Consider the following 14,372-nt stretch of genomic DNA (forward strand, 5'->3'; position numbering starts at 1 on the left):
AATCGTTTGCAGCCTGATGACCACGAGACTTCGGCGGTGTTCGGGCAAAGGCAGACATTAGCGCGATTGTTGTCGGTTTTTCGACCTATCTTTAATAGCACGACGCACCGCCCGTACCGGGCAAACCAACCCTGCACACCGGAGCACGCATGAACCCGTCCGTTTTCTCGTCCGTCGAGATGGCCCCGCGCGACCCCATCCTGGGCCTGACCGAAGCCTTCAACGCTGATACCCGCACCACCAAGGTGAACCTGGGCGTGGGCGTGTATTACGACGACGCGGGCAAGCTGCCGCTGCTGCGCGCGGTGCGCACGGCCGAAGAGGCGCGCATGAAGAACGCGCCGCCGCGCGGCTACCAGCCGATCGAAGGCGCGCCGGCCTACAACAAGGCGGTGCAGGACCTGCTGTTCGGCCAGGGCGCCGCCCTCACCGCCGACGGCCGCGTCGTCACCGCTCAGGCCCTGGGCGGCACCGGCGCACTGAAGATCGGCGCCGACTTCCTGAAGCGTCTGCTGCCGCAGGCCAAGGTGTACATCAGCGACCCGAGCTGGGAAAACCACCGCGCGCTGTTCGAAGCCGCCGGCTTCGAAGTCGACGTGTACCCGTATTTCGACGCCGACACGCGCGGCGTGCGTTTCGACGCGATGATGGCCCATCTGAAGGCGCTGCCGGCCAACCAGATCGTGCTGCTGCACGCCTGCTGCCACAACCCGACCGGCGCCGACCTGACCGACGCCCAGTGGGCCGAAGTGGTCGAGGTGTGCAAGGCGCGCAACCTGGTGCCTTTCCTCGACATGGCCTACCAGGGCTTCGCCGACGGCATCGACCAGGACGCCGTGGCGGTACGCCAGTTCGTGCAGTCCGGCCTGAGCTTCGTCATTTCCAGCTCGTTCTCGAAGTCCTTCTCGCTGTATGGCGAGCGCGTCGGCGCGCTGTCCATCGTGACCGCGTCCAAGGACGAATCGGCGCGCGTACTGAGCCAGCTGAAGCGCACCATCCGCACCAACTACTCCAACCCGCCGACCCACGGCGGCGCGGTGGTGGCATCGGTGCTGGCCACGCCGGAACTGCGTTCGATGTGGGAACAGGAACTGGGCGAAATGCGCGAGCGCATCCGCGCCATGCGCACCGGCCTGGTGGACAAGCTGTCGGCCCGCGGTGTGGCGCGCGACTTCTCCTTCGTCGTGCGCCAGCGCGGCATGTTCAGCTACACCGGCCTGACCGTGGCCCAGGTCGACCGTCTGCGCGACGAGTTCGGCATCTACGCGGTGAGCACCGGCCGTATCTGCCTGGCCGCGCTGAACTCGAAGAACATCGATTATGTGGCCGACTCGCTGGCGACCATCCTGAAGTAATCGACGCGCCGCTCCATACAAAAAGCCCACTCCTCGGAGTGGGCTTTTTGTTGGCCCTGACTCTGCCGCCGCGGGCTGCAACTTTGATCGAGGCCGCTGTCGGGGTCAGAAGACCCCACCCACATAACCCCGACGCTACCACGGATCGCGCGCGACCTCTGTGGGAGCGGCCTTGGCCGCGACGCGGCTGTTGCGACCCGCCGGCTTCGATACAGACTGCTGTCGGGGTCAGAGGACCCCTCCCACAGATCCCCGGCTCCGACCACGGATCGCGCGCGATCCCTGTGGGAGCGGCCTTGGCCGCGATGCGGCTGTTGCCGGTCGCCGGCGCCTCTTCAGGCGGCCATCGCAGGCACTCGTCCACTCCCGCGCGGCGGCGCGCGCGGGCAAACCCGTCAGACCACGCCCTGCCCCAGCATCGCTTCCGCCACCTTGACGAAGCCGGCGACGTTGGCGCCGTCGAGGTAGCTCACGCGTCCGTCCTTGCGCTTGCCGTACTGCAGGCAGGCGCCGTGGATGCCCTGCATGATGTGCAGCAGACGGGTATCGACCTCGTCGCGCGTCCAGCTCATGCGGAGCGCGTTCTGGCTCATTTCGAGGCCCGAAGTCGCGACGCCGCCGGCGTTCGATGCCTTGCCCGGCGCGTACAGCACGCCCGCCGCCTCGAATGCCTTGGCCGCTTCGATGGTCGACGGCATGTTGGCGCCCTCGGCCACGCAACGGACACCGTTGGCGATCAGCGTGCGCGCGTCGCTCTCGTCCAGTTCGTTCTGCGTCGCACACGGCAGCGCGACGTCGACCGGCACGCGCCACGGCCGCATGTTCGCCTCGAAAGCCGCGCCCACCTTCTTCGCGTAGTCGCTGACACGGCCGTACTGCACGTTCTTCACGTCCATCAGGATGGCCAGCTTCTCCGGCGTGAAACCGTCCTCGTCGATCACCGTGCCGCTGGAGTCGGACACCGTCACCACCTTGGCGCCCAGCGCCATCGCCTTTTCCACCGCGTATTGCGCCACATTGCCCGAGCCGGACACGGCGACGCGCAGGCCGGCCATCGAATGGCCGGCGTGACACAGCATTTCCTCGGCGAAATAGACGGTGCCGTAACCGGTCGCTTCCGGCCGGATCAGCGAACCGCCGAAACTCAGGCCCTTGCCGGTGAACACGCAGTCCGCACGATTGGACAGCTTCTTCATCATGCCCGCCATATAGCCGACCTCACGACCGCCGACGCCGATGTCGCCGGCCGGCACGTCGGTATCCGAGCCGATATGGCGGAACAGTTCGGATACGAAAGCCTGGCAGAAACGCATGATTTCGCCTTGGCTGCGCCCCTTCGGATCGAAGTCCGAGCCGCCCTTGCCGCCGCCCATCGGCAGCGTAGTGAGCGCGTTCTTGAAGGTCTGCTCGAAAGCCAGGAACTTCAGGATGGACAGGTTTACCGACGGGTGGAATCGGATGCCGCCCTTGTAGGGGCCGATGGCCGAGCTGTGCTGGATGCGGTAGCCGCGATTGACCTGCACTTCGCCTCTGTCGTCCACCCAGCTGACGCGGAAGATGATGACCCGCTCCGGTTCGACCAGCCGCTCGAGCAGCGCCTGCTCGGCGTAGCGCGGATGCGCCTCGATGAAGGGCCACAGGCTCTCCATCACTTCGGTGACCGCCTGCATGAACTCCGGCTGCCCCGGGTTGCGCGCCTCGACGACGCTCACGAACGACTTGAAATTGCTGTACTTCAACGCTGTCTCCTGAATCACGCACTAAGGCTGTCTTGCACCACAGCAGGGCATTTTGATCGAATTTGTTTCAGCAAGCACACTTTTAGTGCCCGAAAACACGCCGCGCCCCAACGCAGTGCGGTCTACGACCGACCGGGGAGCATCGTCGGCAGCACGGCCTGGCGCGACTTTCCGGATCACGCTCAATCATCGTGCATCGACTGTCATCAGACCGACACATTCTGGTGCGCTCCTTGCTAAACGCACCGCGGTTGTGATTTCCGGAGCCCTCATGGACAGTTTCAAGACCTCGGCCGACGTGTTGTTCATCCTGCTCGGCGCCATCATGGTGCTGGCGATGCACGCCGGCTTCGCCTTCCTCGAAGTCGGCACGGTGCGGCGCAAGAATCAGGTGAATGCACTGGTGAAGATTCTGGTCGATTTCTGCGTATCGACGCTGGTGTATTTCTTCATCGGCTACGGCATCTCATATGGCGTGCACTTCTTCGGCAGCGCGGCCTCGCTCACGCAGTCGAGTGGTTACGACCTGGTGAAGTTCTTCTTCCTGCTCACCTTCGCGGCCGCGATCCCCGCCATCGTGTCCGGCGGCATCGCCGAACGCGCGCGCTTCTGGCCGCAGGTGATGGCGACCGCGCTGATTGTCGGCCTGCTCTATCCGCTGTTCGAAGGCATGGTGTGGAACGCCAACTTCGGCTTCCAGAAATGGCTTGAAACGCAGTTCGGCGCCCCTTTCCATGACTTCGCCGGCTCGGTGGTGGTGCATGCCTTCGGCGGCTGGGTCGCGCTCGCCGCCGTGCTGCTGCTCGGCGCGCGGCGCGGCCGCTATTCGCGCGACGGTGGCATCTCCGCCCACCCGCCATCGAGCATCCCCTTTCTCGCCCTGGGCGCATGGATCCTGACCGTCGGCTGGTTCGGCTTCAACGTCATGAGCGCACAGAAGCTGGAATCGGTGAATGGCCTGGTCGCCGTCAATTCGCTGATGGCCATGGTCGGCGGCACGCTGGTGGCGCTGGTGGCCGGCCGCAACGACCCCGGCTTCGTGCATAACGGCCCGCTTGCAGGACTGGTCGCGGTCTGCGCCGGCTCCGACCTGATGCACCCGCTCGGTGCGCTGGGCACCGGTGCGGTCGCCGGCGGCCTGTTCGTACTGATGTTTACGCTGACGCAGAACCGCTGGAAGATCGACGACGTGCTCGGCGTGTGGCCGCTGCACGGCCTGTGCGGCGCCTGGGGCGGCATCGCGGCCGGCCTGTTCGGACTGGAAGCGCTCGGCGGTCTGGGCTCGGTCACCTTCATGACTCAGCTGGTCGGCACCGTGGCCGGCGTCGCCATCGCACTGGCCGGCGGCTTCGTCATCTACGGCACGATCCGCGTTTTCGTCGGACTGCGCCTGGACCCGGAGCAGGAATTCGAAGGCGCCGACCTCGCGATCCATCGCATCAGCGCGTCGCCGGAGCGGGAAACGCTGTGGTGAGCACCCGGTAGGACGGCGCCTGCGCGCGGTCGGCTCATGCCGACAGCGCAAGGTGCCGGCGCCGAGGCAGAATCGCGGGCAGTCCACCCAGGAGCTTCGCCATGATCCGCCCGCGCCACGCCGCGTCTTCCCGTCGATCCGCACCACTGCTTGCGCTGCTCGGCGCACTGCTCGCCGCCCCCGCACACGCCGACCTGCTGCTTGCCACGCGGCAGACCGTGGTCGATCCGGGTCTGCCGCTCACGCTCACCGTCGTGTCGACCACCGGCGACACACTGCCCGACGAACTGAAGGCACGCATCATCGTCGGCGCCCGCGCCGCCGACGTGACGCTGCGTGCTGCCACGCCGACACAGGGCGGGCGACGCGACTACTCGGCAGTATTCCCGACCGATCTCGACGGCACCGGTCGCCTGGAACTGACCTCGGCTGCGTCCAGCGTACTTCTGGTGCAGCTCAGGCCGGCGCCGCTGGCCGCCGGCGCGGTCGCCGTCACGACGCCCGGCGCCACACGCCCCGCCGCGACCGACGACCCGGACGCCGAACCGGCAGGCGTGGTCAACCTGGGCCGCAATCGCATCGGTCTGGGGACGCACGAGCCGGTCTATTTCGTTGCCGGCTCACGCGGCGACACCACGGCGCGCTTCCAGCTGTCGTTCAAGTACCGCATCTTCGACCCGGAGGGCTGGGCGACCGAACTGCCGCTCGGCGATCTGCTGACCGGCCTGCACTTCGGCTACACCCAGACCTCGACCTGGGACTGGAGCGGCGACTCCAAGCCCTTCCGCGACACCACATACAAGCCCAGCTTCTTCTACGAGTTCGGCCCCTACCGGCAGATCGGTTCGCGTCACACGGTCAGCGCGCAAGCCGGCTACGAGCACCAGTCGAACGGACGCGACGGCAGCGAATCGCGCTCGATCGACACCCTGTTCGTGAAGCCCTCATGGCGCTGGGACATCGACCACAACACGCACGTCGGTGCCTCGGTGAAGCTGTTCGATTACACCGACCGCGACCCGACCAACCGCGACATTTCGAAGTACCGCGGCTACGCGCTGGTCGGCCTCGAAGTGGGCAATGACGACGGCTGGCTGCTGAAGGCGGAAAGCTATCCGGGCGACCAGGGCTCGCTGCAGCTCGATCTGTCCTACCGCCTGAAGCGCCGCCTGCTGGCCGATGCCGGCGCCGGCGGCTTCCTGCACTTCCAGTACTTCAATGGCTACGGCGAAAGCCTGATCGACTACAACCGCAGCGGGCCGGCGCAGTTCCGGGTCGGTTTCTCTATCGTGCGCTGACGCGTCGGCAGGGGGCGGGTCGCCCGCGCTCTGCTCTCATCGGCCGACCCGTGGGAGCGAGCTCGCTCGCGATTGCAGCCGACATCGCAGCCGGCGGCCCTCGATGGCCGCATCGCGACCAGAGGTCGCTCCCACGAACACGCTCCCGATCCGCCGCCGGAGCCGGGTTTCTGTGGGAGCGAGCTTGCTCGCGATTGCGGCCTGCATCGAAGCCCGCTGCGTCGCGACGCCGTCACTACGCGTGCGCCGGCCCCTCGGCGCCGCGGAACTGCGGTTCCGCCAGCAGGTGCACGCTGAAGCAGGTGCCCTCGCCCGGCGTGCTGGTGACCGTGATGGTGCCGCCATAGCGCTCGATCAGTCCAAGCGACACCGACAGCCCGAGGCCTGTGCCTTCCGAGCGCTTGGTGGTGAAGAAGGGATCAAACACGCGACCGATGTGCTCGGGCGCGATGCCGTGGCCGGTGTCGCGCACGTCTATCCGTGCGCCGGCCGGATCTGCGCTGTCGCGCGTTGCCAGCGTCAGCGTGCCGCCGTCGGGCATCGCGTGCAGCGCGTTGACGATGAGATTCACCAGCACCTGCTGCACTTCGTCGCGATTGATGCGCACGCGTGTCGTCGCCGCGGTATCGAACACGATGTCGACGCCGGACTTGCGCGCCTGGTGCTGCACCAGCGGCAGCGTGTCGTGCAGCAGCGTGGCGGTGTCCAGTTCGTCCACATAGCCCGCGAACTCGCCCGGCCGCGCGTACTGCAGCAGCTTGGTCACGATGACGCGGATGCGGTTGATCTGTTCGTCCAGCAGGCGGACTTCGGTCTTCACCGTATTGCCAGCCGGGCCGAGCACGGCGCGCATCAGGTCGAGATTGCCCTGCATGACGGCGATCGGATTGTTGATCTCGTGCGCCACGCCAGCGGTGAGCTGGCCGATGGCGGCCAGCTTTTCCGAGCGCACCAGTTGGCGCTGCGCCTCGCGCAGTTCGGCGGTGCGCTCGACCACCTTCTGGTCCAGTTCGGCATTGAGCTGTTTCAGTTCGGCCTCACGGGCAGCCACCGTATCGAGCAGCGTGTCGAGGTGACTGGCCAGGCGGGCGATCTCCTCGCCGCCCTCGACCGTACCGGTGCGCGCCGAGGCGTCGCCTTTCTCGACGGCGCCGATGGTGGCGTCCATCCGCTCGATCGGCCGGAAGATGCTGCGCGCGCCGCGCAGCGACAGCACGACACCGGTGGCCATGATGAGCGCGAACAAGCCGATCAGCGCCGCCAGGATGTTCTGCTTCACTTCGCGGAAGGGCGCTTCGAGAAAGCCGACGTAGAGCATGCCGATGCGCCTGTCGTCGCCATCGACCACCGGTTCGTAGCCCGACACATACCAGTCGTTCACGACGAAGGCGCGGTCCAGCCAGCGTTCGCCGTTGTCGAGCACGCGGTGGCGCACCGCCGCCGACACGCGCGTGCCGAGCGCGCGGTCGCCGCCGAACATGCGCACATTGGTGGCGATTCGCACGTCGTCGAGAAAGAGCGTGGCGGTGCCGCGCGAGCCCAGCGGCAGCGCGCCGTCGTTGTAGACGAGGTCGTTGATGGTGTCGACGAAGTCGAGGTTGCGGTTCAGCAGCTGACCGCCTTCGAGCACGCCGATCTGTTCGCCCTGCGCATCGAGTATCGGCACGGCGATATGGATCACCATGCCGCGGTCTTCCTCGCTGCGTGGGTCGGGCCGGGCGTTGGTGGTCGGCACGATGGCGAGGCGGGCACGTTCGAGCAGCGGCGGGCCGATCGCTTTGAGCCGGGCGGCGTCGAACACCGACAGCACGACCTTGGCGTCGCCAGCGAGCGCGCCGCGCACCACCGGCCAGTCGGCGCGCGTCTCACCAGGCTTCGTGCCATGGGATGCTGCTCGCACCCGCCCCTCGCGATCGAGCACGTACAGATAGTCAAAGTGCTGCGCGGCGGCCTGCGCTTCGAGCAAGGTGCCAAGCCTGGCCGGGCTGTCGAGCACGCTGCGCAGCCTGCCCGATGCGGCCAGCCCGGCAATCGCCTGTTTCTGGCCATCGAGCACGCGGTCGAAATACTGGCGCGCGATGGTCAGTTCGGCATTCACCTTGTAGATGAGCAGCTGGTCGTAGGCCGAATTGCCCCAGTGCACGACCAGCCCGATCAGCAGCGGCAGCATCAGCAGCGGCGGTGCCAGCACCAGCATGACCAGCCGGGTGCGCACCGAACCGCGGCGCAGTGAATGAATGAATCGCATCCGTCGATGCTACTTCAGGCCCCGGGTTTGCGCTGCCGCCCGCTACACTCGCGCCTTTCGTTCATCCGCCCTACTCCGTCCATGCATGTCGACGTGATCGTGATCGGCGCCGGCGCGGCCGGCCTGATGTGTGCCGCCACCGCGGGAAGCCGCGGCCGCAGCGTGCTGCTGATCGACCACTATCCGAAGCTGGCCGAGAAGATCCGCATTTCCGGCGGCGGCCGCTGCAACTTCACCAACCGCGATCTGCGACCGGACTGTTTCCTGTCGCAGAACCCGCATTTCTGCCGCTCCGCGCTGTCGCGCTACACGCCGCGCGATTTCGTCGCGCTGGTCGAGCGGCACGGCGTCCGCTATCACGAGAAGACGCTGGGCCAGCTGTTCTGCGACGACAGTTCGCAGCAGATCATCGACCTGCTGAAGGCCGAGTGCGACGCCGGCGGCGTTCGCTGGCAGCAGCCGTCGGCGGTGCTGGGCGTGACGCGCGAAGGCGATCTGTTCCGCATCGATACCGACCAGGGCGCGCGCTTTGCCCCCTCGCTGGTGATCGCCACCGGCGGCCTCACCGTACCCAAGATCGGCGCCACCCCGTTCGGTTACAAGCTGGCCGAGCAGTTCGGCCTGAAGGTGGTGCCGCCCAAGCCGGCGCTGGTGCCGCTGGCGCTCGACCCGGAGTGGCTGGCGCGCTTCGGCGAACTGTCCGGCGCCTCCTTCGATTCGATCGCCTCCTGCGACGGCCCGGAGTTCCGCGAACAGACCCTGCTCACCCACCGCGGCCTGTCCGGTCCGGCCATCCTGCAGGCGTCGAGCTATTGGCAGCAGGCGGCCGGCCGCGAGCCGGTGCGCATCGACCTGCTGCCGGACGTGGACGACGCGGAAGGCTGGCTGCAATCGGCGCGTACCGGCCGGCAGACGCTGGCTGGGCTGCTGGCGGAACACCTGCCGAAGCGCTTCGCCCAGCAGTGGGTGGATTTCGAAGGCGGCGGCCGATGGGACAGCGCACTGGTCGAGCTGCCGCGCGCCGCGCTGGCCGACGTCGCGTCCAAGCTCAAGAGCTGGGCGCTGCATCCGTCGGGCACGCTGGGCTACAACAAGGCCGAGGTGACGCTGGGCGGCGTGGACACGCGCGAGCTCGACCAGAAGACGATGGCTGCCCGGCGCGTACCTGGCCTGCACTTCGTTGGCGAGGTGGTCGACGTGACCGGCTGGCTGGGCGGCTACAACTTCCAGTGGGCCTGGTCGTCCGGCTGGTGCGCCGGTCAGGCCGCCTGAGCGCGCCCGCTGCGCTTCAACCGGCGAACGGGAAAAAGACCGGCACCAGCAGCAACACGGTCGCGCCATAGGCGACGCTGATCGGCAGGCCGACGCGCACGAAATCCAGCATGCGGTAGCGCCCGGGCGAATACACCATCAGATGGGTCTGGTAGCCGAAAGGGATCAGGAAGCCGGCGCTGGCGCCATACAGCACCGCCATCACGAAGGGCATCGGGTCGGCCTCGAAGGCACGCGCGGTCGACAGTGCGATCGGAAAGGCCAGCGCGGCAGCGGCGTTGTTGGTCACCAGCTCGGTCAGGATCACCGTCAGCAGATAGATGCCGATGAAGGCGCCGACCACGCCGTGGCCGTCGTACAGCGCGCGCAGCGCGCCGGTCATCAGTTCCGCGGCGCCGCTGTTCTCCAGCACCTGGGCGATGGCCAGCGACGAGCCTATGGTCAGCACCAAGTCGAACGGGAAACGGCGTCGCATTTCGCCCAAGGTCAGCAGGCCGCTGACGACCAGACCGGCGAGCAGCAGCAGCAGACCGGTGAACAGCGGCACGATTTCCAGGCCGGACAGCGCGATCACCGCCGCGAAGGCGCCCAGCGTGAGCCGGCTCTGCAGCGGCGTGAGCCGCGGCCGCACGGTGCCGCCGACCAGATGGAAGTTGCGGTCGATATTGCGGTGGTTGGCGAAATCGGGGCCGACCGCCAGCAGCAGGCTGTCGCCGACGTGCAGCGGCACGCGCCCGAGCTGGCCGGTCAGGCGCTTGTCGCCACGGCGTATGCCGACCACGCCGGCGTCAAACATGGTGCGGAAATCGACTTCCCGCAGCGTCTTGTTCGCCAGCTCGGACTGGCTGGACACGACCACCTCGAGCAGGTTGGAGCGCAGCAGCGAATCCGCCTCGACGCCGAACACCTGCAGGCCGTCGAAGCGCTGCAGCGCGGCCATCTTGTCCACTTCGCCGGTGAAGATGAGCACATCGCCGGATTCGATCACCTCGGTCGGTGCGACCGGGGAGATGAGCCTGCCCTCGCGCATGATTTCGAGCAGGAACAGGCCTTCGAGATTGCGCAGCCTGTTCTGCTCGATGCTGCGGCCGATCAGCGACGAAGCCGGCTCGACCCGCGCCTCGAGAAAATAGGCCTGCTGCAGTTCGCGGTCGTTCGCCGCATGCCGGGGCAGCAGACGCACACTCAGCGCCAGCACCGCCACGCAGACCAGCGCCACCGGCACGCCGACCCAGCTCGGGTCGAACATGCCCAGCGGTTTCATGCCGGCATTCACCATCAGCGAACTGACCACCAGATTGGTCGAGGTACCGACCAGCGTGGTGATGCCACCGACGATGGCGGCGAAGGACAGCGGGATCAGCAGCAGCGAGGCCGGGTGATGACGCTGCTTGGTCACCACGCCGAGCAGCGCACCCACCACTGCCGTGTTGTTCAGAAAAGCAGAAAACAGCGTGGTGACCGATGTGAAGCGCACCACCGCCCAGCCGGGCGAGCCGCGCAGCAGCCGGTCGGACACGCGCTCCAGTATCGGCGAGCGCTCGATCACCAGCGACACCAGCAGCAGCATCACCAGCATGGCCAGCGCCGGATTGGTGTAACTGGCCAGCCAAGCCTTCTGTTCGAGCAGACCGGTCAGGTAGTAGCAGGTGGCCAGGCCGGCGAACAGCGGTGCCGGCGCGATGCGGCCATGCACCAGCAGCGCCAGCAGCAGCCCGATGGAGGCGAGAACCAGCCAGGCGGTCATGAGAGGCGACTCAGGCGCCCAGTCCCCAGGCCGCGAAGTGCGGGTTGGCGAAATCCGGTTTGCCGTAGCTGAACGACGAACCGTCGACCTGTTCGATGCGGCCGCCGGCGGCCACCAGCACCGCGTGACCGGCGGCAATGTCCCATTCCATCGTGCGGCCGAGGCGCGGATAGACGTCGGCTTCGCCGGCCGCCACCAGACAGATCTTCAGGGATGAGCCGGCGTTGCGCAGGTCGGCCACCTTGCGGCCCGCGAGGTAGGCGTCGAGCGCAGCCGCGTCGCCGTGCGAACGGCTGGCCACCACGGTGAGCCCTTCGCCTGGCGGCACGCGGCAGCGGATTTCGCGCGCGCCGTCGGCGTCCTCCAGCCAGGCGCCGACACCGGCGATGCCCGAGAACAGGCGGCCCAGCGCCGGCGCCAGCACGACGCCCAGCACCGGCTGGCCGCTCTCGATCAGAGCGACGTTGACCGTGAACTCACCGTTGCGGTTGATAAACTCTTTCGTGCCATCCAGTGGATCGACCAGCCAGAACGGTGCGCCGTCCGCCGGCCGCTGACCGGCTTCGGTGGACTCTTCGGACACGATGAAAATGTCCGGCGTCAGCGCCTTCAAGCGCGCAACGATGACCTCGTCCGCCTTCTTGTCAGCTTGCGTTACAGGCGAATTGTCTGACTTATCAGTGACTTCGAAATCCGTCGCATAGACATCCATCACGCACTTGCCCGCATCCCGGACGATGTCCAGGAGCGCCGCATGCAGGGCCTTCAATTCGGCGACGTCCTTCATATTTTCTCCTGACAAGCCACGGTGTCCGTCGGTTTAACGGCCACTAAATAATTAATGCACATTATCTGCGCACTGAATGCTTGTACTCTACATGACGGATGACAACCCTGTCCGTGAAGAATGGACGCTAGAAACCTGCCTGCCGAAGAGTTGAACGAACGCCGCCGCGAAGCCGTCAGGCTGCGCCTGACCGGCATGACCGTGGCCGCCGTGTCGGCCGCGGTGCACCTGAGCGCGCCAACGGTCATCGCCGCCCACAAGGCCTATCTGGCTGGCGGGTGGGATGCGGTGCTGCTGCGCCGTCGCGGCCGCAGTGCCGGCAGCGGCCGCAAGCTCGACGCCTCGGTCGAGCGCAGACTGCTGACAGCCATGGTCGGACACACCCCGGATGCGCTCGGCCTGCCGCAGCGTTTGTGGAGCGACGAGGCGATTGCGGCGTGGTTCGTGCAGCAGGGTCTGCCGGTGCCGCCGCGGCGCAGCCTGGGTCGCTATCGCGCCGGCTGGGGCCTGCGGCCCGCGCTGCCCGACGACGACGACCGGCAGCTGCACGCGCTGATGAAATCGGTCGCGCACGACCACGACCCCTTCTGGTGCGGCGCCCTGCCCGGCACCGCCGCCGAGCACCGTCACTGGCTCCTGTTCGCGCGCGGAAGCCGCGGCCAGTTGCACTGGTCGGCATGCCATAACCCACCGGATACCGACGACTGGACGCGCTTCTGGCAGCGTCTCGCTGCCGAACGGAAGCGGCCGGTGCATCTGTTGCTGAGCGGTCTGACGCTGACGCCGGGCGGTGAACTGGACCGCTGGATGTCGGCGCAGACGCCGCCGTTAAGCTGGACCGCGCTGCCGATGTCGCCGACCGTGACGCCCGCCGCAGCCCCGTCCTCGAATCCGCCGCCCGCCGTGACGCGCTCGAACGCGCACATCACGTCGGCACCCCATCATTCCGCGATCAAACCGAGAGCGCCCATGCAGACCAGACCCGAAGCGATCGATCCCGACACCCTGACCCACCTGCAGCGGCTGGAAGCCGAGAGCATCCACATCATGCGCGAGGTGGTGGCCGAAGCCGAAAACCCGGTCATGCTTTACTCGATCGGCAAGGACAGCGCGGTCATGCTGCACTTGGCGATGAAGGCCTTCTATCCGGCCGTGCCGCCCTTTCCGCTGCTGCACGTGGACACCACCTGGAAGTTCAAGGCGATGTACCAGTTCCGCGACGAAATGGCGAAGAAGCTGGGCATGGACCTCATCGTGCACATCAACCAGGAAGGCGTCGCCAAGGGCATCAACCCGTTCACGCACGGCTCCGCGATCCACACCGATATCATGAAGACCGAGGCGCTGAAGCAGGCGCTGGACAAGTACGGTTTCGACGTCGCCTTCGGCGGCGCCCGCCGCGACGAGGAAAAGTCCCGCGCCAAGGAGCGCGTGTTCTCCTTCCGCACTGCGCAGCACCGCTGGGACCCGAAGAACCAGCGGCCGGAACTGTGGAACCTGTACAACGCGCGCAAGCACAAGGGCGAATCGATCCGCGCCTTCCCGATCTCGAACTGGACCGAGCTCGACATCTGGCAGTACATCTATCTGCAGAACATTCCCATCGTGCCGCTCTACTTCTCGGCGCCGCGCCCGGTGGTCGAGCGCGACGGCACCCTCATCATGGTGGACGACGAACGCATGCCGCTGCGCGCCGGCGAAGTGCCGCAGATGAGGAGCGTCCGCTTCCGCACGCTGGGCTGCTATCCGCTGACCGGGGCGGTCGAATCAACCGCCGCCACGCTGACCGACATCATCCAGGAAATGCTGCTCACGAAGACTTCGGAGCGTCAGGGCCGCGTGATCGACCACGACTCGGCCGGTTCGATGGAAAAGAAGAAGCAGGAAGGGTATTTCTGACATGGCACACGTTTCCGACCTCATTGCGCAGGACATCGGCGCCTACCTGAAGCAGCACGAGCATAAGAGCCTGCTGCGCTTCATCACCTGCGGCAGCGTCGATGACGGCAAGAGCACGCTGATCGGCCGCCTGCTGTTCGAATCGAAAATGCTGTTCGAGGACCAGCTGGCCGCGCTCGAAGCCGACTCGAAGAAGGTGGGCACCCAGGGCGGCGACCTCGATTTCGCGCTGCTGGTCGACGGTCTCGCCGCGGAGCGCGAACAGGGCATCACCATTGACGTCGCCTACCGCTTCTTCTCGACCGACCGGCGCAAGTTCATCGTCGCCGACACGCCGGGCCACGAGCAGTACACCCGCAACATGGTCACCGGTGCCTCGACCGCCGATCTGGCCATCATCCTGGTCGATGCACGCCACGGCGTGCAGACGCAGACCCGCCGCCACAGCTTCCTGGTGTCGCTGATCGGCATCAAGCGCGTGGTCGTCGCCATCAACAAGATGGACCTGGTCGGCTACTCGAAGGACGTGTACGAGCGCATCGAGAAGGACTAC

The 14,372-nt window shown here is 66.8% G+C and carries 10 protein-coding genes; 6 read left to right on the forward strand and 4 right to left on the reverse strand.

Features of this window, described 5'->3' with window-relative positions; genetic code table 11:
- Positions 1-149: 149 nt before the first annotated feature.
- A complete protein-coding gene (locus AC51BJ_RS03830; protein WP_496279366.1) occupies positions 150-1,355 on the forward strand; it encodes an amino acid aminotransferase in 1,206 nt (401 codons plus the stop codon).
- 395 nt (positions 1,356-1,750) lie between these two features.
- On the opposite strand, the gene gdhA is transcribed toward AC51BJ_RS03830, so the two are convergent.
- Entirely contained in the window at positions 1,751-3,094 is a 1,344-nt protein-coding gene (gene gdhA, locus AC51BJ_RS03835; protein ID WP_496279367.1) for an NADP-specific glutamate dehydrogenase, read from the reverse strand.
- A gap of 271 nt (positions 3,095-3,365) precedes the next feature.
- On the opposite strand from gdhA, the gene AC51BJ_RS03840 reads away from it, so the two are divergent.
- Complete coding sequence (locus tag AC51BJ_RS03840) at positions 3,366-4,568, forward strand: ammonium transporter (protein ID WP_496279368.1); 1,203 nt, start codon at positions 3,366-3,368, stop codon at positions 4,566-4,568.
- Between the two features lie 101 nt (positions 4,569-4,669).
- On the forward strand, positions 4,670-5,866 hold the full coding sequence (locus tag AC51BJ_RS03845; RefSeq protein WP_496279369.1) for a phospholipase A: 1,197 nt from the start codon (positions 4,670-4,672) through the stop codon (positions 5,864-5,866).
- Between the two features lie 235 nt (positions 5,867-6,101).
- Here the strand turns inward: AC51BJ_RS03845 and AC51BJ_RS03850 are convergent, their stop codons facing one another.
- The gene (locus AC51BJ_RS03850; RefSeq protein ID WP_496279370.1) at positions 6,102-8,114 is read right to left on the reverse strand and encodes a cache domain-containing protein; all 2,013 of its coding nucleotides are present in this window, start codon (positions 8,112-8,114) and stop codon (positions 6,102-6,104) included.
- 81 nt (positions 8,115-8,195) lie between these two features.
- On the opposite strand from AC51BJ_RS03850, the gene AC51BJ_RS03855 reads away from it, so the two are divergent.
- Positions 8,196-9,386, forward strand: coding sequence for a BaiN/RdsA family NAD(P)/FAD-dependent oxidoreductase (locus tag AC51BJ_RS03855; RefSeq protein ID WP_496279371.1), 1,191 nt, complete (start codon positions 8,196-8,198; stop codon positions 9,384-9,386).
- Positions 9,387-9,402: 16 nt separating this feature from the next.
- Here AC51BJ_RS03855 and AC51BJ_RS03860 read toward each other — a convergent pair whose 3' ends face one another.
- The gene (locus AC51BJ_RS03860; RefSeq protein WP_496279372.1) at positions 9,403-11,133 is read right to left on the reverse strand and encodes an SLC13 family permease; all 1,731 of its coding nucleotides are present in this window, start codon (positions 11,131-11,133) and stop codon (positions 9,403-9,405) included.
- Positions 11,134-11,143: 10 nt separating this feature from the next.
- Positions 11,144-11,920 (reverse strand): 3'(2'),5'-bisphosphate nucleotidase CysQ, encoded by a 777-nt coding sequence (gene cysQ, locus AC51BJ_RS03865; protein ID WP_496279373.1) that lies wholly within the window; start codon positions 11,918-11,920, stop codon positions 11,144-11,146.
- Between the two features lie 969 nt (positions 11,921-12,889).
- On the opposite strand from cysQ, the gene cysD reads away from it, so the two are divergent.
- On the forward strand, positions 12,890-13,819 hold the full coding sequence (gene cysD / locus AC51BJ_RS03870; RefSeq protein ID WP_496279380.1) for a sulfate adenylyltransferase subunit CysD: 930 nt from the start codon (positions 12,890-12,892) through the stop codon (positions 13,817-13,819).
- A 1-nt stretch (position 13,820) separates the two neighbouring features.
- The coding region (locus tag AC51BJ_RS03875) for a GTP-binding protein (RefSeq protein WP_496279374.1) at positions 13,821-14,372 on the forward strand (552 nt) is incomplete at its 3' end.

Source organism: Methyloversatilis sp. S146-33 (assembly GCF_059552495.1).

Excerpts from the sequence above, each read along its gene's own strand:
- AC51BJ_RS03830 (WP_496279366.1), top strand. The coding sequence starts at position 150 with ATGAACCCGTCCGTTTTCTCGTCCGTCGAGATGGCCCCGCGCGACCCC.
- AC51BJ_RS03840 (WP_496279368.1), top strand. The coding sequence starts at position 3,366 with ATGGACAGTTTCAAGACCTCGGCCGACGTGTTGTTCATCCTGCTCGGC.
- AC51BJ_RS03845 (WP_496279369.1), top strand. The coding sequence starts at position 4,670 with ATGATCCGCCCGCGCCACGCCGCGTCTTCCCGTCGATCCGCACCACTG.
- AC51BJ_RS03850 (WP_496279370.1), bottom strand. The coding sequence starts at position 8,114 with ATGCGATTCATTCATTCACTGCGCCGCGGTTCGGTGCGCACCCGGCTG.
- AC51BJ_RS03855 (WP_496279371.1), top strand. The coding sequence starts at position 8,196 with ATGCATGTCGACGTGATCGTGATCGGCGCCGGCGCGGCCGGCCTGATG.
- AC51BJ_RS03860 (WP_496279372.1), bottom strand. The coding sequence starts at position 11,133 with ATGACCGCCTGGCTGGTTCTCGCCTCCATCGGGCTGCTGCTGGCGCTG.
- cysQ (WP_496279373.1), bottom strand. The coding sequence starts at position 11,920 with ATGAAGGACGTCGCCGAATTGAAGGCCCTGCATGCGGCGCTCCTGGAC.
- cysD (WP_496279380.1), top strand. The coding sequence starts at position 12,890 with ATGCAGACCAGACCCGAAGCGATCGATCCCGACACCCTGACCCACCTG.